Genomic DNA, 24835 nt, shown 5'->3' with positions numbered 1-24835 from the left:
GTTATCGTGGTGCATCCAGATGTCAGCCTCACTCACGAACCGATTCGAACGCCGCCGGGCTGAGACCCGGCAGGCACTCGTCCGCGCCGCGCGGGGGATCCTGGCCGAATCCGGCGACACCGGCGCCAGCATTCGGGCCATCGCCGAGCGCGCGGACGTCGGCTTCGGCTCCTTCTACAACCACTTCACGTGCAAGCCGGACCTGTTCGCCGCGGCCGTGGCCGATGCGCTGGAGGAGTACGGCCAGGCCATCGACGCACGCCTGCACGGCGTCGCCGATCCCGCCGAGCGCCTCGCCGGCGGTTTGCGGCTCAGTGCACGTCTGGCCGACTCGCACTCGGAAATCATGCGGATCCTGTGTCACAGCGAGCTCGGCCGCATAGGCACCGGCCATGGGCTGGCCCCGCGCGCGAGGCGCGACATGGAGCAGGGTATGACGTCGGGCCGCTTCGCCGTGGTCGATCCGGTCATCGCCCTGACGGTGCTCAACGGCAGCCTGTTGGCGCTCCTGGAGCTCTGGTTCAACCGGCCCGAGGCCGATATCCACCAGGCCGCGGACACGATGGCGCAGATGCTCCTGCACATGCTCGGCCTGCCACCGGACGAGGCCTGCGAGGTCGCCCGACGTCCTCTGCCCGCTGCGGCCTGAATCCCGGACTCTGCGCCGACATCGTCGTGCGACAGGCCGGGCGGGATGCCGCTGCCGGCACACCCGCACGCAAAGTTCCCGCACGGGTCGCAGAAAGCCGACCCGGCGCCTCACGCCGCCGCTGTGGACACCCCAGGGCGATCCGCTGGTCGTCGCCCCGGCGCGGTGATCAGGTAGCTACCGTCAGCCTGCTGAACCACGGGACCGGCCTCGCGGAGCTCCGCGTACAGCGGGTAGGGGTTGGGGCGGCTGGCGTAGTCGGTGATCCGTGCCAGCAAGGTCTCGGAGGCCATCGTGGCTCCTCGTGGTTGAGCGGTACGTGGGCTACACCACGGTCAGCCGGCGGTCGGGAAGGTGACCGGTGAGTGCGACGGTCGGGCCGTGGGACAGCCCTGACGGATCCGGTACGTCGGACGGGATCGTGATGTCGGCCGCGATCGCCCGGTCCTGCGCGCCGGGCGGGGGCGGGAACGGGGCAGCCGTCTCGATCAGGTGCCGGTAATAGTCGAGTGACTTGGCCATGTCGACGGTGACGGCGGCGGTGACCCGGCCCTTGTAGCCGTAGACCATCGCGAGCCGGCGCGCTTCGAGGGAGCCCTGGGCGATGACCGCGTGGTCGGAGTAGGTGGGCACGCCCACCGACTTGATGTTGAGTCCGAACTGCGTTGACCAGAAGACCGGGATGGCCAGGTGCGGGCGTTGCAGCGGGCCTGGGTTGACCATGTTGTGGGCCGCCACCTCGGCCTGCTCGACCGCGTTGCCCCAGTGTTCCAGGGACAGCATCTGGTAGCCGAAGAGCGGGTGAGGGAAGCGGGAGACGTCGCCGGCCACGAAGACGTCGTCGGTGACGATCCCGTACATGTTGAAGGCGCGGCACCCGGCGTCGCAGGCGATTCCACGCGGGCCCGCCGCAAGCCCGGACTCGGCCGGCCACTCCACGTTGCGGATGGCGCCCAGCGCCACGACGCACACGTCGGCGTCGACGCGGCTGCCGTCGGACAGCTGCGCGCCGGTGAAGGCGCCGTTGCCGTTCAGGGCGGTGACCGTCACCCCGGTGCGCAGGTCCACGCCGTGGTTGCGCTGCATGACGGCCGCGAGCTTGGACAGGGTTCCGCCGAGCGCGCCCACCAGAGGCGCGGGGCCGCGTTCGGCGACCGTGACCTGCAGCCCCAGTTCCCGGCAGGCGGAGGCGATCTCCGAGCCGGTGAAGCCGGCGCCGATCACCAGTACCCGATCCGGCCGGGCGGCCATCCGCTCGGCCAGGCCTTGCCCGTCCTCGCGCGTGCGCAGGGTGAACACCCCGTCCAGGGCGGCTTCCGCAGAGTTGGGCCAGGGGCGCGCCCGGGTGCCGGTGGCGATCAGCAGCCGGTCGTACGGCAGTGACTCGCCGTCTTCCAGCAGCACCTGTTTGGCCAGCAGGTCCACACCGGTGGCGGGTACGCCGAGCCGCCACTCGGCCTGGGGGTCGCGCCGCACCGGCAGCTCGGTGGTGTCGGCCGTCGCCTGTCCGAGCAGCACCTGCTTGCCGCGGCCGTACCCGGCGACCGGGCCGGCATGGCGGCCTACTTCGAGACGGTGCGGCCGCGACTGGCCGCGGGGACCGACGCCCGCGCGGTGGACGACTTCCTGCTCCGCCCGCCGACGCACCCCCTGCTGGTCCCGGTGCGCGCGCTGCTGTGGCGGAGGGTGGCGCATCTGGCGTACGCCTTCCTGCCGCCGTACGCCCACGAGCTGTACGGCAGACCGGCCCCCGCACCCGACGCCGTCACCCGGCGGCTGCGCGCCACCGGCACCGTGCTGCGCGGGATTCCCGCACGTCTGCGCTGGCGACTGCCGCCCAAACACATCCTGCGCGCCATGGCGAGGCTCGGACCGGGCACGCGTCCGGCACCGTACAAAGTCGGGCGATAGACCGCCATACTGGACGAGCAGGGGGGTGTGTACGGATCGGGCCGGCTGCGCGCGACCGCGTCCTGACGCCCTCCCCTGGGGGAGACGCGGGGCGAACAGCGACGGGGGCGACGGCGCGCGATGGCGGACTCCAGGCTGATCCAGGGCCGGTACCGGCTGCTGGACCTGATCGGGCGGGGCGGGATGGGCGAGGTCTGGCGCGCCCGGGACGAGTCCCTCGGCCGCCAGGTCGCCGTGAAATGCCTGAAACCGCTCGGCCCGCAGCACGACCACGCCTTCACCCGTGTCCTCAGGGAGCGGTTCCGCCGTGAGGCCCGGGTGGCCGCCGCGCTCTCGCACCGCGGGGTGACCGTCGTCCACGACTTCGGCGAGTCCGAAGGCATCCTTTACCTGGTGATGGAACTGCTCCAGGGCCGCAACCTCAGCCAGCTCCTGGAGGACAACAAGCACCATCCGCTGCCCGTCGCCGATGTCGTGGACATCGCCGAGCAGGTCGCCGCCGCCCTCGCCTACACCCACCAGCAGGGCATCGTGCACCGGGACCTGAAACCGGCCAACATGGTGCGGCTGACCGACGGCACGGTGAAGATCTGCGACTTCGGCATCGCCCGCCTGGGCCACGACATCGGCTTCACCTCCCGGCTGACCGGCACCGGCGTCGCCATGGGCACCCCGCACTACATGTCCCCGGAGCAGATCGGCGGCGACGAGGTCGACCAGCGCAGCGACCTGTACTCGCTGGGCTGCGTGCTGTACGAGATCGCCACCGGGGTGCCGCCGTTCGACCTGGAGGACGCCTGGGCCGTCCTGATCGGCCACCGGGACACCCCGCCCCGGCCGCCGCGCGGTCACCGTGCCGAGCTGCCCGTGTACCTGGAGCGGATCATCCTGGACCTGCTGGCCAAGCGCCCCGAGCAACGGCCGGACGACGCCGGGGAGCTGGCCCGCCGGATAGCCGCCGGCCGGCCGGGGCCCGGATACGCGCCCGGGTACGTGCCCACCGTGGTCGCCGCACGCCCACGGACCTCCGAACCCCGACTGCCGTCCTGGACCCGGGGAATGACCACCGGGCACAAGGCGGCCGGGACCGGGCTGTCCGGCCCGGCCCCCGACCCCGGAGCCGGGCTCACCGGCGAGTGGATCGCCCGCCCGGCCCCCGCCCTCCCGCGGATTCCGGGCCTCCCGCAGATCCCGCCCCCACAGGCCGTGACCGCGCTCGACGGACGGCACCACGCGGCCCTCGGCCTGGGCCGGCTCGGCCGCTGGGACGAGGCGGGCGACCTGCACCGGGCCGTCGCCGCCGAACGCGCGCGGCTGCTCGGGCCCGACCACCCCGAGACCCTGGCCAGCCGGTACGAGCTCGGCTTCACCCTCAGCCGCGCCGGCCGTCCCGCCGACGCGCTGCGCGAGTACACGGAGGTCGCCCGGGCGAGAGCGCGCGTGCTGGGCGCCGACCATCCCGACACCCTCGCCGCCCGGCAGGAGACGGCGTACGTACTGGGCCAGTTGGGCCGCCACTTCGACGCCCACCAGGCGTACACCTCGGTGCTGGCCGCCCGGGAGCGCACGATGGGTGCCGACCACCCCGACACCCTGCGCTGCCGCCACAACCTCGCCTTCAACCTCAGCCGTCTCGGCCGCCTCGACGACTCGCACCGCATGGCCTGCGAAGTGGCCGCCGCCCGCGCCCGGGTGCTCGGCCCCCACCACCCCGACACCCTGGTCACCCGGTACGAAGTCGCGTACACGCTCGGTCAGTTGGGCCGCTGGCCGGAGGCCCTGCGGACCTATCGCGAGGTCGCCGAGGCACGGGCGGTGATCCTCGGCCCCGACCACGCCGACACGCTCGCCGCGCGCTACGAGGTCGGCATCAGCCTGGGCCGCCTCGGTCGCAGCGCCGAGGCGCTCCGGCTCTACCGCGACCTGGTCGACGACCGTACCCGCGTCCACGGCGCCGGCCACCCCGAGACCCTGCGGGCCCGCCACGGCCTCGGCGTCAACCTCGGCCGCCTCGACCGCTGGGAGGAGGCCCTCGCCGAGTCCCGCGACGTGTGCGCCCTCCGCGAGCGCGTGCTCGGCCTCGACCACCCCGACACCCTGGTCAGCCGCCGCGAGGTGGCCGTCGGCCTGGGCTGGCTGGGCCGCTGGCCGGACGCGCTGGCCGAGTACCGCCGCGTCGCCGCCGCCCGCGAACGGGTCCTGGGCGCCGACCACCCCGACACGCTCGCCAGCCGCAACGACGAGGCGCACTGCCTGGAACAACTCGGCCGGGGCGCGGAAGCCGTCGAGCTGTACCGCCGGGTGGCGGTACAGCGGCAGCAGCGGGCGTCCGGCGGACGCTGAGCCGCCACCGGCACGCCTCTGGCCCCCGTAGATCATCACGTGTTACGAAGAACCATGCCCCCACGCGAGCCATTCCGGACCTACGACGCCGTCATCGTCGGCGGCGGCCACAACGGCCTCGTCGCCGCCGCCTATCTGGCCAGGGCCGGCCGGTCCGTGCTGGTGCTCGAACGGCTGGACCACACCGGCGGCGCCGCCGTCTCCACCCGCCCGTTCGCCGGGGTCGACGCCCGGCTGTCGCGCTACTCCTACCTGGTCAGCCTGCTGCCCCGGAAGATCGTCCGCGACCTCGGCCTGAACTTCCGCGTCCGAGGGCGCACCATCTCCTCGTACACCCCCGTCGAGCGGGCCGGGCGGCCCACCGGGCTGCTGGTCGGCGGCGGCGAGCGGCGCACCCGGGAGGCCTTCGCCCGGCTGACCGGCGGCCCCCGGGAGTACGAGGCGTGGCAGCGCTTCTACGCCATGACCGGCCGTGTCGCCCAGCGGGTCTTCCCGACGCTCACCGAACCGCTGCCCACGCGGGAGGACCTGCGTCGCCGCGTCGACGACGAGGCCGCGTGGCGGGCCCTGTTCGAGGAACCGATCGGCGTGACGGTCGAGGAGAACTTCGGCGACGACCTCGTGCGGGGCGTGGTGCTCACGGACGCCCTCATCGGCACCTTCGCCGACGCCCACGACGCCTCCCTGGCCCAGAACCGCTGCTTCCTCTACCACGTCATCGGCGGCGGCACCGGCGCCTGGGACGTGCCCGTCGGAGGCATGGGCGCCCTCACCGACGCCCTGGCCACCGCCGCGCGCGAGGCGGGCGCGGTGTTCGCGACCGGGCACGAGGCGGTACGGATCGACACCGACGGACAGTCCGCCGAGGTCACCTACCGCACCGCCGACACCGAGGGCACCGTCACGGCCCGGCACGTCCTCGTGGGCGCCTCCCCGCAGGAGCTGGCGGCCCTGACCGGCGATCCCGCCCCGGCGCCCGCCGAGGGCGCCCAGCTCAAGGTGAACATGCTGCTCAAGCGGCTGCCGAGGCTGCGGGACACCGATGTCGACCCGCGCGAGGCCTTCGCGGGCACCTTCCACATCGCCGAGGGCTACGGGCAACTGGCCACCGCCCACGCCCAGGCCGCGTCCGGCGAGCTGCCCGCCGCCCCGCCCTCGGAGATCTACTGCCACTCCCTCACCGACCCCACCATCCTCGGCCCCGAACTGGCCGAACGCGGCTACCAGACCCTCACCCTGTTCGGCCTGCACACCCCCGCCCGGCTCTTCGCCCGGGACAACGACGCCGTCCGCGACGAGCTGCTGAAGTCGACCCTGGCCCAGCTCGACGCCCACCTCGCCGAGCCCCTCGCCGACTGTCTGGCCGTCGACGCGGACGGCCGCCCCTGCATCGAGGCGAAGACGCCGCTGGACCTGGAACGCGATCTGCGTCTGCCCGGCGGCAACATCTTCCACCGTGCCCTGGCCTGGCCGTACGCCCAGGAGGACACCGGTCGCTGGGGCGTGGAGACGCGGCACGCCAACGTCCTGCTGTGCGGGGCGGGCGCGGTGCGCGGGGGAGGGGTGAGCGGGGTGCCCGGGCACAACGCGGCGATGGCGGTCCTGGAGCGCGACTGACGCAGCCCTCAGGGAAGTTGGGGCCCACGGAAAATCTGACGGACTATCAGAAAGAGGCTTCCGTCCTCCGGGGGACTGCGGCATCCTGCGCCCCATGCAGACGGAGCTGAGCAAGAAACTGGGAGTCGAGCACGCCGTCTTCGGCTTCACGCCGTTCCCCGCCGTCGCCGCGGCCATCAGCCGGGCCGGCGGCTTCGGAGTGCTCGGCGCGGTCCGCTACACCGCCCCCGACGACCTCAAACGCGACCTGGACTGGATCGAGGCGCACGTCGAGGACAGGCCCTACGGGCTGGACGTCGTCATGCCCGCCAAGAAGGTCGAGGGGGTGAGCGAGGCGGACGTCGAGGCGATGATCCCCGAGGGGCACCGGCAGTTCGTCACGGACACCCTCGCCAAGTACGGCGTGCCCGAACTCGCCGAGGGCGAGGCGTCCGGCTGGCGGATCACCGGCTGGATGGAGCAGGTCGCCCGGACCCAGCTCGACGTCGCCTTCGACTACCCGATCAAGCTGCTCGCCAACGCCCTCGGCTCGCCGCCCGCCGACATCGTCGCCCGCGCCCACGAACGGGACGTACTGGTCGCCGCGCTCGCGGGCAGCGCCCGGCACGCCCGCAAGCACAAGGACGCCGGCATCGACATCGTCGTGGCACAGGGCTACGAGGCGGGCGGCCACACCGGCGAGATCGCCTCCATGGTGCTGACCCCCGAGGTGGTCGAGGCCGTCGACCCGCTGCCCGTGCTGGCCGCGGGCGGCATCGGCAGCGGACAGCAGGTGGCCGCCGCGCTGACACTCGGCGCGCAGGGTGTGTGGCTGGGCTCCATCTGGCTGACCACCACGGAGGCCGAACTGCACTCGCCCGCGCTGACCCGCAAGCTCCTCGCCGCGGGCTCCGGCGACACCGTCCGCTCCCGCGCGCTGACCGGGAAGCCCGCACGCCAGCTCCGTACCGAATGGACCGACGCCTGGGACGACCCGGCCGGGCCCGGCACGCTGCCCATGCCGTTGCAGGGCCTGCTGGTCGCCGAGGCGGTCTCCCGCATCCAGAAGTACGAGGTCGACCCGCTGCTCGGCACGCCTGTCGGCCAGATCGTCGGCCGGATGAACAGCGAACGCAGTGTGCGGGCCGTCTTCGACGACCTCACCCGCGGCTTCGAGCGCGCCGTCGACCGCCTGAACCGCATCGCCGGAAGGAGCGGCCAGTCGTGAGCACACCCCCCACGGGCTTCTGGGCCCAGGCCACCGCCGACCCCGACCGTACGGTCCTGATCGCCCCCGACGGCGAGGAGTGGACGGCCGGGAGGCTGCACGCCGCCGCCAACCGGCTCGTCCACGGCCTGCGCGCCGCCGGCCTGGAGCGCGGCGACGCCTTCGCGGTCGTCCTGCCCAACGGCGTCGAGTTCCTCACCGCCTACCTGGCCGCCACCCAGGCCGGCCTCTACCTGGTCCCCGTCAACCACCACCTCGTCGGACCCGAGATCGCCTGGATCGTGTCCGACTCCGGCGCGAAGGTGCTCCTCGCCCACGAGAGGTTCGAGGCCGCCGCCCGCCACGCCGCGGACGAGGCCGCCCTGCCCGCGACGCACCGGTACGCGGTCGGCACGGTCGAAGGCTTCCGGCCGTACGCCGAACTCCTCGAGCCACAGCCCGAGTCGGCGCCCGCGGACCGCGAGCTCGGCTGGGTCATGAACTACACCTCGGGTACGACCGGCCGCCCCCGCGGCATCCGCCGCCCGCTGGTCGGCAAGCTGCCGGAGGAGGCCTACCTCGGCGGGTTCCTCGGCATCTTCGGCATCAAGCCGTTCGACGGCAACGTGCACCTCGTCTGCTCGCCGCTCTACCACACCGCCGTCCTCCAGTTCGCGGGCGCGTCCCTGCACATCGGCCACCGTCTGGTCCTGATGGACAAGTGGACACCCGAGGAGATGCTCCGCCTCATCGACACGTACCGGTGCACCCACACCCACATGGTCCCCACCCAGTTCCACCGCCTGCTCGCCCTGCCCGGGGACGTGCGCGCCCGCTACGACGTCTCCGCCATGCGCCACGCCATCCACGGCGCCGCCCCCTGCCCCGACCACGTCAAACGGGCCATGATCGACTGGTGGGGCCACAGCGTGGAGGAGTACTACGCGGCCAGCGAGGGCGGCGGCGCCTTCGCCACCGCCGAGGACTGGCTGAAGAAGCCCGGCACCGTCGGCAAGGCCTGGCCGATCAGCGAACTGGCCGTCTTCGACGACGACGGCAACCGCCTCCCTCCCGGCGAACTCGGCACGGTGTACATGAAGATGAGCACCGGCGGCTTCGCGTACCACAAGGACGAGGCCAAGACCCGCAAGAACCGCATCGGCGACTTCTTCACCGTCGGCGACCTCGGCTACCTCGACGAGGACGGCTACCTCTTCCTGCGCGACCGCAAGATCGACATGATCATCTCCGGTGGCGTGAACATCTACCCCGCCGAGATCGAGTCCGTGCTGCTCGCCCACCCCGCCGTCGCCGACGCCGCGGCCTTCGGGATCCCGCACGACGACTGGGGCGAGGAGGTCAAGGCCGTCGTCGAACCCGCCCCCGGCCACGAGCCCGGCCCCGCCCTCGCCGCCGCCCTGCTCGACCACTGCGCCGGCCAACTCGCCGGCTACAAAAGGCCCAAGAGCGTCGACTTCATCACCGAGATGCCCCGCGACCCCAACGGCAAGCTGTACAAGCGACGACTGCGCGATCCCTACTGGGAGGGCCGTACACGACCCGTGTGATCCGCCACTGAAGTCCTTGACCTCGCCCACGAGCGGGCCGAAGATCATGTGACATGACGCAGGCACAGGGCAGCACAGTCGACGGGGTGCTGCGGCGCAGTGCCCGGCGCACCCCGGCGAGGGTCGCGGTGGAGTACGGCGAGCGGGCGTGGACGTACGCGGAGCTCGACGACGCCGTCTCCCGCGCGGCGGGCGTACTCCTCGGCGCGGGCCTCGCCCCGGGCGATCGGGTCGGCGCCTACGGCCACAACTCCGACGCCTACCTGATCGCCTTCCTCGCCTGCGCCCGCGCGGGACTCGTCCACGTCCCGGTCAACCAGAACCTGACCGGCGACGACCTCGCCTACATCGTCGGCCAGTCGGGCAGCGGCCTGGTGCTCGCCGATCCCGGCATCGCCGGGCAACTCCCGGACGGCGTAGCGGTGATACCGCTGCGGGACGCCGAGGACTCGCTCCTCGCCCGGCTGGCGGAGGCTCCCCCGTACGACGGTCCCGAACCGCGCACCGAGGACCTGGTGCAGCTGCTGTACACCTCGGGCACCACCGCCCTGCCCAAGGGCGCCATGATGACCCACCGGGCGCTGGTGCACGAGTACCTCAGCGCGATCGCCGCCCTGGACCTGAGCGCCGGCGACCGGCCGGCGCACGCCCTGCCGCTGTACCACTCCGCCCAGATGCACGTGTTCCTGCTGCCCTACCTCGCGGTCGGCGCGACCAACATCATCCTCGACGCGCCGGACGGTGACCGTCTGTTCGACCTCGTCGAAGCCGACCGCGTGGACAGCCTGTTCGCGCCGCCCACCGTGTGGATCGGCCTGGCGAACCGGCCGGACTTCGCCACCCGCGACCTGAGCGGTCTGCGCAAGGCGTACTACGGGGCGTCGGTCATGCCGGTGCCCGTCCTGGAGCGGCTGCGCGAACGGCTGCCGAAACTGGCCCTCTACAACTGCTTCGGCCAGAGCGAGATCGGCCCCCTCGCCACCGTCCTCGCACCCGACGAGCACAAGGGCAGGCTCGACTCCTGCGGCCGCACCGTGCTGTTCGTGGACGCCCGCGTGGTCGACGAGGACGGCGAGGAGGTGCCCGACGGCACGCCTGGCGAAATCGTCTACCGCTCACCGCAGTTGTGCGAGGGCTACTGGGACAAGCCGGAGGAGACGGCCGAGGCCTTCCGCGACGGCTGGTTCCACTCCGGCGACCTCGCGGTGCGGGACGCGCACGGCTACTTCACGATCGTCGACCGGGTCAAGGACGTCATCAACTCCGGTGGCGTACTCGTCGCCTCCCGGCAGGTCGAGGACGCGCTGTACACGCACGAGGCCGTGGCCGAGGCCGCCGTGATCGGCCTGCCCGACGAGCGGTGGATCGAGGCCGTCACGGCGGTCGTCGTGCCGCGCGGCGAGGTCACCGAGGACGAACTCATCGCCCACGCGCGCGAGAAGCTCTCCCCCTTCAAGGCGCCCAAGCGGGTGCTGTTCGTGGAGGCACTCCCGCGCAACGCCAGTGGCAAGATCCTCAAGCGCGAGCTGCGGGACCGGTTCGGCGGCTGACGACCGCGCCGCTCGCCGGTCCCGCCGGTCCGGGACTTCGCCCGATCGGGCGTCACCCGAGGGCCGGAGCACGAGGGCCGGCAGGGCCCCGTCCGGGTGAGGCGATCCTCGATCGGCGGCCCGGCGACGGCCGCTCTCGTCACCCACCCGAACGGGCTAACCACGCAGCGTGAACCCCTTGTGCCCACTGGGCCGTCCCCCATTCGGAGTTGCGTCCGTACGGCGCTCATGAGTCGGTGGGATGCGTGTCCTGCCGGATCTCACCACCAGGAGGAGACATGGGCACCGAGCAGAAGGGCCGTTCGGCCGAGAAGCTGGGCGTCGTCTTCACGGTCCGTGTGATCGAGGGCGGCGAGCAAGGGTTCCTGGATCTGTACGACCGGATCCGGAAGTCCGTGTCCCGCACCCCCGGCCACATCGTCGAGAGGCTGGGCGAACCCGTGGACGACTCGCGGCAGTGGGTGATCACCAGCGAGTGGGAAACGGCCGAGCACTTCTTCGCCTGGCAGCAGAGCGAGGAGCACCGCGCGCTGGTGGCCCCGCTGCGCCAGTGGGTCGACTCGACGCAGTCGCTGCGGTTCCGGGTCGTCAAGGAGACCCTGGGGGTGTCGTCATGACGCGGACGACCAACGACCCCGTCGCCGTGCTCGGACTCGGGACGATGGGCGCCGGACTGGCCGCCCGCCTTCTCGACCAGGGCGTACGGGTCCGGGTGTGGAACCGCACCCCGGACCGGGCCGAACCGCTCGCCGAAGCGGGCGCCCACGTGGCAGCCCACCCCGCCGACGCCGTCGCCGGTACGCGGGCCGCCATCTGCGCCGTCGCCGACGGCGAAGCCCTCAGCGCCGTGCTGCGCGGACCCGACGGCGTACTGGCCCGGGGTGCCTACCCCGGCGTCCTGATCTGCGCGAGCACCGTCGCGCCCGAAGAGGTCGTCCAGATAGCCGGGGACGTATCGGCGGTCCTGGACATGGGCATGCTCGGCAACCGCGACCACGCCCGCGACGGCGAGCTGCGGCTGTTCGTCGGCGGCGAGGAGCAGGCGTTCGAGGCCTGCCGGCCGCTGCTGCGGATGCTGGGCAAGGAGGTCGTCCATCTGGGCGTACTCGGGTCCGGCATGCGGATGAAACTGCTCCTCAACCTGCTCATGGGCATAGAGGTGCAGGCCCTGGCGGAGGCCGGTGAACTCGCCGCCGCCTGTGGACTCGACCGCAAGCTGGTCCTCAAGACGATCGCGGGCAGCGGCTTCGCCTCGCCGGTCATGGCGTTCAAGTCACGGCGCCTGGCCTCCGGTCGCTTCGACGAGCCGGACTTCCGGCTGCGGCTGATGGCCAAAGACCTCATGCTCGCTTCCAAGCAGGCAGCGGCGGCCGGCCTGAGTCTGCCGCTGGCGACCGCCGCGGCCGAGACCCACGCCCGCGCCACCGAGCAAGGACTGGGCGACCAGGACTGCGCCGCGGTCACCCGCGCACTCGAACCGAGAACGGGAAGCGACACGTGATCATCGACATCCACGGGCACCTGTCCCCACCGGAGGCGGCCGAACGCTTCCCCATGCCCCCGAGCCTGACCGACGTCGACGGCATGCTCGCCGCCCGCGCCGAGGCCGGAATCGACCTCACCATCATCGGCAGCCCCGTCGGGGCCGGCGCGATGGCCCGGGTCCCGGGCGTCGACAACTACGCGCAACCACGCGACCGGCTGCGCGGCTTCCACGCCTGGATGTCCGGCCTGATCGGCAGGTTCCCGGACCAGTTGCGCGGCTACGTGTACGCCAACCCGTTCGGCGACGACGATCACCTCGAAGGGGTGCGGGAGACCCTGGCGGACCCCGCCTTCGTCGGTCTGATCACCACGTCCAGCGTCCACGGGGAGCTCCTCGGCTCCCCGCGGGCCGACTCCTTCTTCGCGCTGGCCGCGGAGGCGGGAGTGCCGGTCCTGGTGCACGCACCGGCCGAACCGATCGGCACCGAACGGGTCGACGAGATCGGCTTCGTCGAGCAGATCGGCCGGTTCGGCGACATCACCGTGGGCATGGCCATGATCGCGTTCGCGGGATGGCTGGACAAGTACCCCGGTCTCCGGCTGATCGGCGCGACCGGCGGCGGCGCGATGGCGCTGCTGCCGGAGCGCCTGCGCACGGCGGCGCGCCCCCGGCACTGGGCCGGGGGAGCGCCGCCCCCCGGCCGGCCCCGGGCGGCCGCCGCCCCGCCGGCCGCCCAGGCGCCGGCGGCCGACCCGGCCGCCGCGCTCCAGCGCATGTACGTCGACACGAGCCCGTTCAGCCCGGCGCACCTGAGCCTGAACGCGGAGGTGCTGGGTCCCAAGCGGATGCTGTTCGGAACCGACTCACCGCCGATGGCGGCGCCGCTGGAGGACTCCATCCGCATGATCGAGAAGCTGCCGCTCGACAAGGAGTCCCAGCAGCTCATCCTCGGCGGCAACGCCGAGGCACTCTTCGACCTGAGGAGCCGGCCGTGACCACCACGCAGGAAGCCGTCACCGCGGCCGAGCGGTGCGCCCCGGAGTTCCGGCGGGACCCCCACCCGGTCTACGCCCATCTCCGGGAAGCGGCGCCGGTCTGCCCGATGAGACCACCGCACGGCAACGAGACGTACCTGATCACGCGGTACGAGGACGCGCGGGCCGCCCTGGCGGATCCGCGGCTGAGCAAGGACATGTACGGGGCGATGGACGCCTACCGGAGGATCTTCGGCGACTCGTCCGTCGCGCTGGACGACAACATGCTCAACTCCGACGCGCCCAAACACACCCGGCTGCGCAGGCTGGTCAACTCCGCGTTCACCCCGCGCCGCGTGCGGGAGCTGCGGCCCCGGATCGAGGACGTCGTCGACAGCCTGCTCGACGAGTGCCCGACCAGGGAACCCTTCGACCTGCTGCCCGCGTTCGCGTTCCCGCTGCCCATCATCGTGATCTGCGACCTGCTCGGCGTGCCGCCCGAGGAGCGGTCGCGGATGCAGCACCTGTCCACCACGGTGGCGCAGACCGGCTTCGGCGAGGAGGCCAAGCGGGCCCAGCAGCGGGCGGAGGAGGACCTGCACGCGTACTTCACGGACCTCATCGCGGCCAAGCGCCGCCGGCCGGGCGACGACCTGCTGAGCGCGCTCACCGCGGTCCGGGACAACGACGGCGGCCTCTCCGAGAACGAACTGGTCTCCACGGCTTTCCTGCTGATGTTCGCGGGCCACAAGACGACCGCGTACCTCATCGGCAACGCCGTCCACCACTTCCTGTCCCATCCCGCGCAGCTCCGCGCCCTGCGCGAGAACCCGGAGCTGATCCGGGCGGCGGTCGAGGAACTGGTGCGCTACGAGGGCTCCGTGGAGAGCGCGACGTTCCGCTACGCGACCGAGGACGTGGAGTACGCCGGGACGCGCATCCCCAAGGGCGCCCTCGTCCAGATCGCGCTGACCTCCGCCAACCGGGACCCGCGCAAGTTCGACGCCCCGGACGAGTTCGACGTGACGCGGCCGGGCAACGCGCAGGACGCCCACCTGGGGTTCGGGCACGGCAGCCACTACTGCCTGGGAGCACCGCTGGCGAGGCTGGAGACACAGCTCGCCCTGACCGGCCTGTTCGACCGGTTCCCGGGGATGGCCCCGGCCGATCCCGCAGGGCAGGCGCGGTGGCTGGAGGTCCCCTTCCCGGCCTTCCGCGGCCTCGCGGAGCTGCCGGTCGTGCTCGACCCCGCCGGCTAGGGCGGGGGCGCGAGGCTCTGTCGTCTGGATCAGGCCGGCCGTAGGTCACGGCGCCTTCCAGCCGACCGCGACGCCGGAATGATCCAAACGACAGGGCCTAGCGGGGCCGGAGGTCCACGATGCGGCGGATCTTGCCCACCGAGCGCTCCAGCGACTCCGGTTCGACGATCTCGACGGTGACGGACACGCCGATGCCGTCCTTCACGGCCGCCGCGATGTCCCGGGCCGCCGCGTCCCGGGCCTCCGGGCCGGCGCCCGGGCGGGCCTCGGCCCGCACGGTGAGGGCGTCCAGGCGGCCCTCGCGGGTGAGGCGCAGCTGGAAGTGCGGGGCGACGGCCGGGGTGCGCAGGACGATCTCCTCGATCTGTGTCGGGAAGAGGTTCACCCCGCGCAGGATCACCATGTCGTCGCTGCGGCCGGTGACCTTCCGCATCCGCCGGAACACCCGGGCCGTGCCGGGCAGGAGCCGGGTCAGGTCACGGGTGCGGTACCGGATCACCGGCATCGCCTCCTTGGTCAGCGAGGTGAAGACCAGCTCGCCCTCCTCGCCCTCCGGCAGCACCTCGCCCGTGATCGGGTCCACGACCTCCGGGAAGAAGTGGTCCTCCCAGATGTGCAGGCCGTCCTTGGTCTCCACGCACTCCTGGGCCACACCCGGGCCGATCACCTCGGAGAGCCCGTATATGTCGACCGCGTCGATCGCGAACCGCTCCTCGATCTCGCGCCGCATCTCCTCGGTCCACGGCTCGGCGCCGAACACGCCGACCCGCAGGGAGGTGGAGCGCGGGTCCACGCCCTGCCGTTCGAACTCGTCGAGCAGCGTGAGCATGTACGAGGGCGTGACCATGATGATCCCGGGCCGCAGGTCCTGGATCAGCTGGACCTGCCGTGCGGTCATGCCGCCGGAGGCCGGGACGACCGTACAGTCCAGGCGTTCGGCGCCGTAGTGGGCGCCGAGGCCGCCGGTGAACAGCCCGTATCCGTAGGCCACATGAACGATGTCGCCGGGCCGCCCGCCCGCCGCGCGCAGGGAACGGGCCACCATGTCGGCCCACATGGACAGGTCGTTCTCCGTGTAGCCGACCACGGTCGGCCGTCCGGTGGTGCCGCTGGAGGCGTGGATGCGGCGGATCCGTTCGCGGGGTACGGCGAACATCCCGTACGGGTAGTTCTCCCGCAGGTCGGCCTTGGTGGTGAACGGGAAACGGGCCAGGTCCTCCAGCGAGCGGCAGTCCTCCGGGCGGACCCCTGCCTTGTCGAAGGACTCCCGGTAGAAGGGCACGTGGGCATAGGCGTGCCGGAGGGACGACCGGAGCCGCTCCAGTTGCAGCGCCCGCAGCGCCTCGGCGCCGAGCCGCTCTCCCGCGTCCAGCAGGCTGCCCGTCTCCGCCGCCATGGCACTTCTCCCTCGCCGACCGCACCGAACCTCTCGACCGATCGTTCGGTCGATCCGCACGGGATCAGTTAACGCAGTCGTGCCCACCTCGGGCAAGAGGTCCGGCCGTGATTTCCCGGGCCGTCGCGATGCGGGGAACTCCGTTGCTGCCGTCCGCGGCGCACCCCATGATCGGCGTCATGCCGACCTTCACCGCGCCCGACGGGACGGAGCTCGCCTGTCACCCGACGAGCCCCGGGACCTCGCCCCTGGAGACACACTCACACGTCGCGGCGCCCCACGACGAGCACTGCGAGTGCGACCGTGATCAGCGGCCAGAGCGTGTACACGAGCCAGGAGCCGGGGACCGTGGCTGTGTAGCCCAGGGATCCGGGATCCGGCTCCCAGGGTTGGATCAGGCGGTTCCAGGCGGCCGCCACCAGTGTGTGCTTGATGTCCGCCGACCAGCGGTTGCCCTCCGAGAACATGGGGGGCAGCATCAGCAGGGTGAAGACGGCGGTGACCATGGTCCCGGCGGCATGCCGGAGCAGAACGCCGAGGCCCAGACCGACCAGGGCGCAGACCGGGGCCAGCAACGCGGAGGCCACCAGCGCCCGCAGCACCCCGGGGTGGGTGATCGGAACGCCGGCGTGGTGCCCGTCCAGGATGGCCTGGGAGACCAGGAAAGAACCGGTGGAGGCGGCCGTGCCGACCGCCGTCCACAGCGCGGCGGTGACGGCCGCCTTGGCCAGCACAACCGAGCCGCGGGCCGGGACGGCCACGGTGGTGGTGCGGATCAGGCCGCTGCTGTACTCGCTCACGACGGTGAGGGCGCCCATGCTGCTGGCGACGAGGATCAGCGTCCAGTAGCCGGCCGCCGGGTAGGCGTCGAAGGGCAGGAACTCAGCGGGGCCGGAGCCCGCGCCCTTGTCCGCCAGCGAGGCCACGGCGGCGGAGCCGATGACGAACAGGACGGTGAGCGCGAGCGTCCACGGGGTGGAGCGCAGGGACCGCGTCTTGATCCACTCGGAGGCGAGGAGGTCGCGGAAGCGGGCGGGCACCCAGGCGGCGGGGGTGGCCTGGGGGGCGGAGGAGAGTGTGCTCATCGGGGCTGTCCTGCCAGGTATTCGGTGCTGTCGGCGGTGAGTTCCATGAAGGCCGCCTCCAGTGAGGCGGTACGGGTGGTCAGTTCGTCCAGCCGGATGCGGTTCTCGAAGGCGAGCGCGCCGATCCGGTCCGCCGGGAGCCCGGTCACGGCGAGCTTCTCGGCGCCCGCCGAGCCCTCCGGCTCGACCGAGGCGCCCGCCGCGGTGAGCACCGCTGCCAGCTCGGCGGCCTGCGGTGTTGCGACCACGACGCTGCTACGGGTGCTACGGGCGGCGAAGTCCCGTAGCGGCTCGGCGGCGATGAGGCGGCCCCGGCCGATGACGACCAGCTGGTCGGCGGTGTTCTCCATCTCCGACATCAGGTGGCTGGAGAGGAAGACCGTGCGCCCCTCGGCGGCCAGGCGCCGGAAGAGCCGGCGTACCCAGAGCACGCCCTCCGGGTCCATGCCGTTGATCGGCTCGTCGAACATGAGTACGGGCGGGTCGCCGAGCAGGGCGGTGGCGATGCCGAGGCGCTGCTTCATGCCGAGGGAGAATCCGCCGATGCGGCGGTTGGCCACCTCGGCCAGCCCCACCTCCTGAAGCACCTCTTCCACCCTGCGCCGCGGTATGCCGTTGCTGCGGGCCAGGGCGGCCAGGTGGGCGGCGGCGCTGCGTCCGCCGTGGATCTGTCCGGCGTCGAGGAGGGCGCCGACGTGTCGCAGTCCGCGCGGGTGGCGGTGGAAGGGGACGCCGCTGACGGTGGCGGCGCCGGTGGTGGGCGTGTCCAGGCCGAGGATCATTCGCAGGGTGGTGGACTTGCCGGCGCCGTTGGGGCCGAGGAATCCGGTGACCTGCCCCGGCCGCACGGTGAAGGACAGATGGTCGACGGCCGTCTTGCCGCCGTAGTGCTTGGTGAGTTCGCTGACTTCGATCACGGCACCCACACTGCCGAGAGGACCCCCGCCCGCACATGGGGCCGCGGGCGGCAATCGTGCGGCCGCATCGGCCCGTGGGCGTACGTCCCCGGGCTGATGCCGCGCCGGCGGTGGCCGGTTAGTCTCGCGGCGTGAGCCCCATGACGATCACTTTGTTGCCTACGCGCGTCGCGCACCGCGGGGTTGTTCCCGGCAGGGAATGCCGCCGATGACGAGAACCAAGGCTGTGGCCTGGGCGGGGGGCGCCTCTTACCTCCTCGTGGTGGGTCTGTTGGTGGGGGGCGCGCCGCGGGCGTCGGGCACCGTTCACGGTGTCGGGGCACTGCTGGCTGTGAGCCTGCTCGCCGGCATGGTGCGTCGGATGCCGCTGCTGGCTCTGGCCATGGCACTCTTCGGATCCACCGCTGTGGTGGCGGGCACTGCGAGCTCCGTCCATAAGAGCCTGGCGGTCGCGTATCAGGGCCAGTTCCTGTCGTATCTGGCGGTGGACCTCGTCCTGGGCTTCATCGTCACCACCTGTGCACGGCGCGCTTCGGTTGTGGCCGTGGCCGTGTCTGCCGCCGTGCAGCTCCTGGTGATCGGCGTCTTCGCGCACGGGGACAACCTGACCGTCAACGGGGTGATGGCCCTCCTGGCGCTGGCCGCATCCTGCATGGCCGGTCTGCTGAGTCGCGAGCGCCGCGAGCACGCGGTGGCGCTGCGTGCACAGGAGGTGGCCGAGGCCGTGACCGCCGAACGGCTGCGGATCGCACGGGAGCTGCACGACATGGTCGCGCACAGCATCGGCATCATCGCCATCCAGGCCGGTGTGGGCAGCCGGGTCATCCAGACCCAGCCGGCACAGGCGCACGAGGCCCTGCGCGCCATCGAGGCCACCAGCAGAGAGACCCTCTCGGGACTCCGGCGCACGCTGGTCTCGCTCCGCCAGGCCGACCGGGGTGCGCCCCCCTCGGAGCAGTCACCGCTCGCACCCTCGCCGGGGCTGGCGGACATCGAACGGCTCGCGGCAGCGACCGCGGGCGCAGGGGTACACGTCGACGTGCGCCGCAGCGGGGAGCAGCGTCCTGTGCCGACCGACATCGATCTGTCCGCCTACCGCATCGTGCAGGAGGCGCTGACCAACGTGGTCCGACACGCGGGCACCGGGCGTTGCCGGGTGGCCATCGACTACGGAGACGGGGAACTGTCCGTGGAGGTCGTCGACGACGGGCGCGGCGCCACCGGGAACGGCTCGGCCCACGGCTTCGGCATCATCGGGATGCGGGAGCGGGTCGGTCTGCTGGGCGGCCACCTCAGCGCCGGGCCCCGCCCCGAGGGCGGCTTCCGGGTGGCGGCCAGGCTGCCGCTGCCCGCACCCGTCGGAGTCCCGGTGGAGACCCGATGACCACCGCGGGCCGTCACCCCGGCTCTCACCGGCATCTAACCGTGGGCACCTTCTCAGAGCCCGCAGAGAGGAGGGTCCACCAGTGACCGTCCGCGTTGTGCTCGCCGACGACCAGCCCCTGGTGCGGTCCGGCCTACGCGTGCTCATGGCCGATCACAGCGACCTGGAGGTCGTCGGTGAAGCCGCCACCGGCGCCGAGGCCGTCCAGCTGGTCAGGGACGCCAGCCCCGATGTCGTGGTCATGGACATCCGGATGCCCGGCATGGACGGGATCGAGGCCACCCGCCAGATCACGGCCGGTCCGGCAGCCACACGCGTCCTCGTCCTGACCACCTTCGACGAGGACGACCACGTCTACGGCGCGCTCCGGGCCGGCGCGAGCGGTTTCGTGGTCAAGGACATGGCGCTGGACGACATCCTCGCGGCGATCCGCGTGGTCGCCGCGGGCGACGCACTGATCGCGCCGGGTGTGACACGCCGTCTGATCGCGGACTTCATCGGCCGCCCCGCAGCTGTCCCGGAGCGCTCCCCACGGCCGGTCGAGGGCATCACCGAGCGGGAACGGGAAGTGCTGACCCTGGTCGGACGCGGCCGGTCGAACACCGAAATCGCCGAGGACCTCTTCATCACGGTGGCCACCGCCAAGTCGCACGTGTCACGGCTGCTCACCAAACTGGGCGCCCGGGACCGGGTCCAGCTCGTCATCACCGCCTATGAGATGGGGCTCGTCACCCTGCCTCGATGAAGCATGCGGGTCATGCCGCTGGGGCCTGCTCGTCCCCCAACACGCTGAAGTCGACGTCGAGGTGGGTGTCGTAGTCCTCCGGGGTGACCCCTGTCTCATGGGTGGAGCAGACGCCGAAACGGTTGACGTGCTCCGTCAGGTAAGGCGAGATCTGGGCCAGGTCCAGCGGGTCTATGACCCAACCCTTGGCCTGCAACTGCCTCACCACGTCGGCGATGTCGAGGGTGTTGTGGAAGGTCAGCAGGTTGGCGGGCAAAGAGGTGAACTTCACGTCCTTCTCCTGCTCGACCGGGCCGAACCGCACCCAGTCGCTGAAACCGTTGAACGCCTCGACCTCGTTGGTCGCGGCCGTCACCCGGCCGCGCAGCGGCGCGTCCGAGAGGTACCGAAGCAGCCGGACGGTACGAATCACCCGCCCGGCCTCGCGGAAGGCGGTACAGGTGGCGTTCTTGTGGGAGCCGGAGCGCAGTCGCTCGAGCAGCAGGGTGGAGGAGATGGTGCCCTCGCGGACCGAGACGGTCACCCTCATCAAGTCCCTGAAGTGGGTCTCGATCAGCTCCCAGTCGATCACGTTACGTCCCGGCTCGCCGAACAGAGCGTCGATGTGCTCGTAGACGGTGCTGCGGGACGGGCGGAAGAACAGGCAGTCCTTCCAGTTGCGGATCCTGGGCATCAGAGTGGGCCTCGAACCCGCCAAGCCGGTCTGCCGCGGACAGCAGCGAGCCGAGGCCGTTCGACTGGACCATCAGCCCCTCGGCCAGCTGCAAGAATGCGGGCGAGACCTTACCCCCCAGCAGCTCGGCGACCTCGGCCGCACTTGCCTCCTCCTCCAGGCCCTCCAGCGCGTCCAGGGTTTGTTTCGTCAGCGCGGCGGCCGTCGCCCGGGCGGTCCGCGCCGGTCCGCCGGTGTCGACCTGCTGGAGAGTGGTTCGTGCGCCGGGTCGCCGGCTTCCTCGGCGCCGGCGAGACCCCGCTCAGCCCCCGTTCGGGCCGTACGCCGTCATGAAGCGGTCCCGGAACTTGTTCATCGCCCATTCCGGCGCGTCGGCGGCCGGCTTGAGGCCGTCCGTCCAGCCCCAGTCGGAGATGCGGTCCAGCACCTTCGGGTCGCGGGCGACGATGGTGACGGGTACGTCCCTGTCGGCGCTGCCCCCGGTGACCGTGGGGACGGGCTGGTGGTCGCCGAGGAAGACGAGGACGGTGTTGTCGTCGCCGTAGCGCTGGACCCACTGGGTCAGGCTGTCCAGGGAGTACTGGATGGCCTTGCGGTACTCGGTCCGCACCCGCTTCGCGCTCTTCCAGACCTCCGTGGGGTCCGTGCCCTCCTTCTTGATCTTGTAGAAGACCGAACCGTCCCCGAGGTCCTTCCAGTCGATCATGTGGGCGATGGGGGACCAGGGGTTGTGGCTGGAGGCGAGGATGATCTCCGCCATGATCGGGTCACGGTTCTTCTTGCCGTGCTCCAGCTTCTGGAAGGCCTCCAGGCTGAACTGGTCCGGCACCGGCGTCCAGCTGAAGTACGGGCCCTGGTAGCCGAGGTGCGTCGAGTCGTATATGTGGTCGAGGCCGAAGTACTTGCCCTCGGGCCAGGGCTTCCGGACGCCCGGGACGACGCCGACGGTGCGCCAGGCGCCCGTCTTCTGGAAGTAGCTGGTCAGGGTCGCGCGGTCGCTGGTGGTCAGGGACCGGTACCGCTGCTGGTTCTTGACCCACGTGCCGGACAGGAACGTCGAATGGGCGAGCCAGCTGCCGGCGCCCGTCACGGGCGACCTGAGCCAGCCGCTGCGCGCCGAGAATCCGGCCGCCTCGAGCCGGGCGCCGCCCGCCTTGAGCGTCGCGTCGACCTCCGGTCCCATCGTCGGATCGTCGATGGCCACTCGGCCGTAGCTCTCTATGAAGGTGAGCATGACGTCCTTGCCGCGCAGCCCGGTCAGCAACTGGTCGGACGGGGTGTGGGCGAAGGCGTCGACGGCCATCTGCTTCTTGTAGACATCGGCGTCGCCGAGGCCGTCGCGAACGTACTGCACCCGGTTGGAGAGGTACTGGGCGTAGCCCTTGGTGGCGAAGGTGACACCACCGAACTGCACGCCCATGGTGAAGCAGATGACCCACACGACACCCAGGACCAGCGTCGCGCGTACGGCCACGGTGCGGTGCCGGGCCAGCGCACTCGCCAGCCGCATCGTCGCGAGCACGCTCAGCGCGAGCACGGCGATGACCAGCACGATCACCCCGACCACCGCGAGTATCTCGCCCGAGCGCCCGAACGAGTCCTTCACCCAGTCCGCCCCGTCGCTCAGCAGCACCCAGTCGAAGACCAGGTCGAACGGCCGGGCCAGGGTCTGGCGGAAGCCCATGTCGAGGCACTTCAGGACGGCGGACAGTCCGAGGAGGACCCCGAGGGCCCCGGCCGTGATCCGCCGCGCCTTGGCCGGCAGTGCGAGCAGGACGGCCGCGAGGAAGACCCCCTCGACCGGGAGGCGGAGGAACGCCTGGACGGACATCCAGTCGAGGCGGTTGGGCACGAGGAGCACGGTGAGCACCAGCGCACCGGCCAGGACGGTCGTGCCCACCCGTACGACACGTGCGGCCAGGGGGTGACGACGGCGCCAGCCGAACCAGCCGAACCAGCCGGGGCGGGCGGCGGAGGCGGTGTCAGCAGCGGGCTCGACGGCAGGCTCCACGGCAGGCTCGCCGGGCTCCTCGTCGCCGGCCGACTCCTCCGCCCGCTCCCCGGTGCCGGGGCTCGCGTCCGCCCCGGTCTGCTCGGCTGTCCCGGAGTCCTCCCGGGGCCCGTCCGTCGCCGTCGCGTCGGGATCCGGACCCGCGTCGTCGTCCGGCAGTTGGCGAGGGGGCGTGAGGTGCGACACCCGAAGGTCCTTCCGTGCGTAACCCGTGCTGGTTCGACGGAGGCTGTTCCGTCATCCCCCGTACGACCGGCCGTCACCATTGGTTCAAAGCGGAGGCCGGCCGCGCACAGGGTACGCCGCCACGATCACCCGGATGGCACCGCCCGCGGTTACCGGTCCGCCGCCACCGCCACCTCCCGCGCCCACCGGTAGTCCGCCTTGCCGCTGGGCGACCGCTGGATGGACTCCGCGATCACCAGCTGGCGCGGGACCTTGTACCCGGCCAGATGGGTACGGCAGTGCACCTGGATGTCGGCCAGGGACGGCCGGGCAGCGCCCTCGCGCAACTGCACCACCGCCGCGACATGGTTGCCCCAGGTGGCGTCCGGCACCCCGGCCACCAGGGCGTCGTACACGTCCGGGTGCGACTTGAGTGCCTGCTCGACCTCCTCCGGATAGACCTTCTCGCCGCCGGTGTTGATGCACTGGGAGCCGCGCCCGAGGACGGTGACGACGCCCTCCTCGTCGACGGTCGCCATGTCGCCGAGCAGCACCCAGCGCCGGCCGTCCTTCTCGAAGAAGGTCTCCGCGGTTTTCTTCGGGTCGTTGTAGTAGCCGAGCGGTACGTGCCCGCACTGCGCGACGCGGCCGGTCTCGCCGGGCGCGACCGGTTCGTGGGTGGCCGGATCCACCACCCGGGTCCGGGAGTTGACGCGGATGCGGAAGCCGCGCTCGGGACCGGAGTCCTCCGTCGCCGTTCCGTTGAACCCGGATTCGGAGGAGCCGAAGTTGTTCAGCAGCATGGCGTTCGGGACCAGCTCCCGGAACTGCCGGCGCACCGTCTCCGACATGATCGCGCCCGAGGACGAGACGCTGAACACGGAGGAGCAGTCGGTGCCCTTCATGGGCCCGTTCAGCGCGTCGATCAGCGGGCGCAGCATCGCGTCGCCGACCAGGGACATGCTGGTGACCCGCTCCTTCTCGACCGTCCGCAGCACCTCCTCGGGGACGAACTTGCGGTGGATGACGACCCGTTGCCCGAAGTTGAAGCCGATGAACGCGGTGAGGGTGGAGGTGCCGTGCATCAGCGGGGGAGTGGGGAAGAAGGTGATCCCCGAGCCGCCCGCGGCGACCCGCTCGGCCAGCTCCTTCGGCCTTCGCACCGGAACACCGGTGGGCGCCCCGCCGCCCAGCCCGGAGAAGAACAGATCCTCCTGACGCCACATCACACCCTTGGGCATGCCGGTCGTCCCACCGGTGTAGATGATGAACTGGTCGTCGCCCGACCGGGCCGGGAAACCCCGCTCGGGTGAACCGGCGGCCTCGGCCGCGGCGAACGGGACGGCGCCGGGCACCTCGGCCGGTCCTCCCACGCTCAGCAGATGCCGCAGCTTCGGCGCACGTGGCCGCGCCGCCGCCACCCGGTCGCCGAACTCCGCGTCGAAGACCAGCGCGACCAGATCGGCGTCCCGGTAGAGGTACACCAACTCCTCTTCCACATATCGGTAGTTGACGTTGACCGGGACGACACGTGCCTTCAGGCAGCCCAGCACCGTCTGGAGGTACTCGACGCCGTTGTATAGGTGCAGTCCCAGGTGCTCACCGGGGCGTATCCCGCTGTCGATCAGATGGTGGGCGACGCGGTTCGCGGCCGCATCAAGCTCCGCGTACGTCAGACGGCGTTCGGCACCGGTGCCGGGATGGTCGAGGTACACGAGCGCCTCGCGGTCCGGGACCACGTCGACGACCGACTCGAACAGGTCGGCAAGGTTGTACTCCACCGCTCCTCCTGACCCCGGGCAGTCGTACCTGGCATCTGTCGGCTCGCCGGTCATCAGAGCAAAGGGCGCCGCAACTGTGAAGGGTTCGGGCCCAGAAATCTGACTGTCTGTCAGAAAACCCTTGAAGTGACCCCT

General features: G+C 71.7%; 20 protein-coding genes and 1 pseudogene. 13 read left to right on the top strand and 8 right to left on the bottom strand.

The annotated features are described in order from the left end of the window. Positions 1-13 precede the first annotated feature (13 nt). The gene (locus ACFY01_RS04525; protein WP_390734650.1) at positions 14-649 is read left to right on the top strand and encodes a TetR family transcriptional regulator; all 636 of its coding nucleotides are present in this window, start codon (positions 14-16) and stop codon (positions 647-649) included. A 167-nt stretch (positions 650-816) separates the two neighbouring features. On the opposite strand, the pseudogene ACFY01_RS04520 reads toward ACFY01_RS04525, so the two are convergent. Together ACFY01_RS04520 and ACFY01_RS04515 are read right to left on the bottom strand one after the other, a co-directional pair. Next, a pseudogene (locus ACFY01_RS04520) lies at positions 817-942 on the bottom strand (cytochrome P450); the annotation flags it as partial. Between the two features lie 31 nt (positions 943-973). Next, the gene (locus ACFY01_RS04515) at positions 974-2296 is read right to left on the bottom strand and encodes an NAD(P)/FAD-dependent oxidoreductase (RefSeq protein ID WP_390734168.1); all 1323 of its coding nucleotides are present in this window, start codon (positions 2294-2296) and stop codon (positions 974-976) included. On the opposite strand from ACFY01_RS04515, the gene ACFY01_RS04510 reads away from it, so the two are divergent. From ACFY01_RS04510 to ACFY01_RS04465, 10 genes are all read left to right on the top strand, one after another. Beyond that, complete coding sequence (locus ACFY01_RS04510; protein WP_390734167.1) at positions 2204-2560, top strand: oxygenase MpaB family protein; 357 nt, start codon at positions 2204-2206, stop codon at positions 2558-2560. The genes ACFY01_RS04515 and ACFY01_RS04510 overlap by 93 nt on opposite strands. Before the next feature lie 120 nt (positions 2561-2680). Then, positions 2681-4903, top strand: a complete 2223-nt coding sequence (locus tag ACFY01_RS04505; RefSeq protein WP_390734166.1) for a tetratricopeptide repeat protein — start codon at positions 2681-2683, stop codon at positions 4901-4903. Between the two features lie 54 nt (positions 4904-4957). Next, positions 4958-6520 (top strand): phytoene desaturase family protein, encoded by a 1563-nt coding sequence (locus tag ACFY01_RS04500; RefSeq protein WP_390734165.1) that lies wholly within the window; start codon positions 4958-4960, stop codon positions 6518-6520. Between the two features lie 94 nt (positions 6521-6614). Then, entirely contained in the window at positions 6615-7727 is a 1113-nt protein-coding gene (locus ACFY01_RS04495) for an NAD(P)H-dependent flavin oxidoreductase (RefSeq protein ID WP_390734164.1), read from the top strand. Beyond that, positions 7724-9274, top strand: a complete 1551-nt coding sequence (locus ACFY01_RS04490) for an acyl-CoA synthetase (RefSeq protein WP_390734163.1) — start codon at positions 7724-7726, stop codon at positions 9272-9274. Before ACFY01_RS04495 ends, ACFY01_RS04490 begins: the two co-directional genes overlap by 4 nt. Before the next feature lie 53 nt (positions 9275-9327). Then, the gene (locus ACFY01_RS04485) at positions 9328-10824 is read left to right on the top strand and encodes an acyl-CoA synthetase (protein WP_390734162.1); all 1497 of its coding nucleotides are present in this window, start codon (positions 9328-9330) and stop codon (positions 10822-10824) included. A 278-nt stretch (positions 10825-11102) separates the two neighbouring features. Continuing rightward, entirely contained in the window at positions 11103-11441 is a 339-nt protein-coding gene (locus tag ACFY01_RS04480) for an antibiotic biosynthesis monooxygenase family protein (RefSeq protein WP_390734161.1), read from the top strand. Then, positions 11438-12325 carry an NAD(P)-dependent oxidoreductase gene (locus ACFY01_RS04475; protein ID WP_390734160.1) on the top strand — a complete coding sequence of 296 codons (888 nt, stop codon included), beginning with the start codon at positions 11438-11440 and terminating at the stop codon, positions 12323-12325. The genes ACFY01_RS04480 and ACFY01_RS04475 overlap by 4 nt, the downstream gene beginning before the upstream one ends. Next, positions 12322-13305: an amidohydrolase family protein gene (locus ACFY01_RS04470; RefSeq protein ID WP_390734159.1), complete on the top strand. Its 984-nt coding sequence runs from the start codon at positions 12322-12324 to the stop codon at positions 13303-13305. The genes ACFY01_RS04475 and ACFY01_RS04470 overlap by 4 nt, the downstream gene beginning before the upstream one ends. After that, on the top strand, positions 13302-14543 hold the full coding sequence (locus tag ACFY01_RS04465; RefSeq protein ID WP_390734158.1) for a cytochrome P450: 1242 nt from the start codon (positions 13302-13304) through the stop codon (positions 14541-14543). The genes ACFY01_RS04470 and ACFY01_RS04465 overlap by 4 nt, the downstream gene beginning before the upstream one ends. 97 nt (positions 14544-14640) lie before the next feature. Here the strand turns inward: ACFY01_RS04465 and paaK are convergent, their stop codons facing one another. The 3 genes from paaK to ACFY01_RS04450 form a co-directional block, all read right to left on the bottom strand. Then, a complete protein-coding gene (paaK, locus tag ACFY01_RS04460) occupies positions 14641-15939 on the bottom strand; it encodes a phenylacetate--CoA ligase PaaK (RefSeq protein ID WP_390734157.1) in 1299 nt (432 codons plus the stop codon). 260 nt (positions 15940-16199) lie between these two features. Further along, positions 16200-17024, bottom strand: coding sequence for an ABC transporter permease (locus ACFY01_RS04455; protein ID WP_390734156.1), 825 nt, complete (start codon positions 17022-17024; stop codon positions 16200-16202). After that, positions 17021-17941 (bottom strand): ATP-binding cassette domain-containing protein, encoded by a 921-nt coding sequence (locus tag ACFY01_RS04450; RefSeq protein ID WP_390734155.1) that lies wholly within the window; start codon positions 17939-17941, stop codon positions 17021-17023. The genes ACFY01_RS04455 and ACFY01_RS04450 overlap by 4 nt, the downstream gene beginning before the upstream one ends. 208 nt (positions 17942-18149) lie before the next feature. Here ACFY01_RS04450 and ACFY01_RS04445 point away from each other — a divergent pair, with 208 nt between their 5' ends. Both ACFY01_RS04445 and ACFY01_RS04440 read left to right on the top strand, forming a co-directional pair. Continuing rightward, positions 18150-19325, top strand: a complete 1176-nt coding sequence (locus ACFY01_RS04445) for a sensor histidine kinase (protein ID WP_390734154.1) — start codon at positions 18150-18152, stop codon at positions 19323-19325. 82 nt (positions 19326-19407) lie between these two features. Then, a complete protein-coding gene (locus ACFY01_RS04440; RefSeq protein ID WP_369362126.1) occupies positions 19408-20070 on the top strand; it encodes a response regulator in 663 nt (220 codons plus the stop codon). Positions 20071-20080: 10 nt separating this feature from the next. Here ACFY01_RS04440 and ACFY01_RS04435 read toward each other — a convergent pair whose 3' ends face one another. The 3 genes from ACFY01_RS04435 to ACFY01_RS04425 form a co-directional block, all read right to left on the bottom strand. Beyond that, entirely contained in the window at positions 20081-20743 is a 663-nt protein-coding gene (locus ACFY01_RS04435) for a Tn3 family transposase (RefSeq protein WP_390734153.1), read from the bottom strand. A gap of 301 nt (positions 20744-21044) precedes the next feature. Next, a complete protein-coding gene (locus ACFY01_RS04430) occupies positions 21045-22940 on the bottom strand; it encodes a sulfatase (RefSeq protein ID WP_390734152.1) in 1896 nt (631 codons plus the stop codon). Between the two features lie 149 nt (positions 22941-23089). Then, positions 23090-24700 (bottom strand): acyl-CoA synthetase, encoded by a 1611-nt coding sequence (locus tag ACFY01_RS04425; protein ID WP_390734151.1) that lies wholly within the window; start codon positions 24698-24700, stop codon positions 23090-23092. Positions 24701-24835: the final 135 nt, after the last annotated feature.

This window comes from Streptomyces sp. NPDC001480 (genome assembly GCF_042894725.1).
GTDB lineage: Bacteria > Actinomycetota > Actinomycetes > Streptomycetales > Streptomycetaceae > Streptomyces.
This window is presented reverse-complemented; position numbering and strand designations above follow the sequence as displayed.

Excerpts from the sequence above, each read along its gene's own strand:
- ACFY01_RS04475 (WP_390734160.1), top strand. The coding sequence starts at position 11,438 with ATGACGCGGACGACCAACGACCCCGTCGCCGTGCTCGGACTCGGGACG.
- ACFY01_RS04510 (WP_390734167.1), top strand. The coding sequence starts at position 2,204 with ATGGCGGCCTACTTCGAGACGGTGCGGCCGCGACTGGCCGCGGGGACC.
- ACFY01_RS04485 (WP_390734162.1), top strand. The coding sequence starts at position 9,328 with ATGACGCAGGCACAGGGCAGCACAGTCGACGGGGTGCTGCGGCGCAGT.
- ACFY01_RS04435 (WP_390734153.1), bottom strand. The coding sequence starts at position 20,743 with ATGCCCAGGATCCGCAACTGGAAGGACTGCCTGTTCTTCCGCCCGTCC.
- ACFY01_RS04495 (WP_390734164.1), top strand. The coding sequence starts at position 6,615 with ATGCAGACGGAGCTGAGCAAGAAACTGGGAGTCGAGCACGCCGTCTTC.
- ACFY01_RS04500 (WP_390734165.1), top strand. The coding sequence starts at position 4,958 with ATGCCCCCACGCGAGCCATTCCGGACCTACGACGCCGTCATCGTCGGC.
- ACFY01_RS04505 (WP_390734166.1), top strand. The coding sequence starts at position 2,681 with ATGGCGGACTCCAGGCTGATCCAGGGCCGGTACCGGCTGCTGGACCTG.
- ACFY01_RS04455 (WP_390734156.1), bottom strand. The coding sequence starts at position 17,024 with ATGAGCACACTCTCCTCCGCCCCCCAGGCCACCCCCGCCGCCTGGGTG.
- ACFY01_RS04445 (WP_390734154.1), top strand. The coding sequence starts at position 18,150 with ATGACGAGAACCAAGGCTGTGGCCTGGGCGGGGGGCGCCTCTTACCTC.
- ACFY01_RS04480 (WP_390734161.1), top strand. The coding sequence starts at position 11,103 with ATGGGCACCGAGCAGAAGGGCCGTTCGGCCGAGAAGCTGGGCGTCGTC.
- paaK (WP_390734157.1), bottom strand. The coding sequence starts at position 15,939 with ATGGCGGCGGAGACGGGCAGCCTGCTGGACGCGGGAGAGCGGCTCGGC.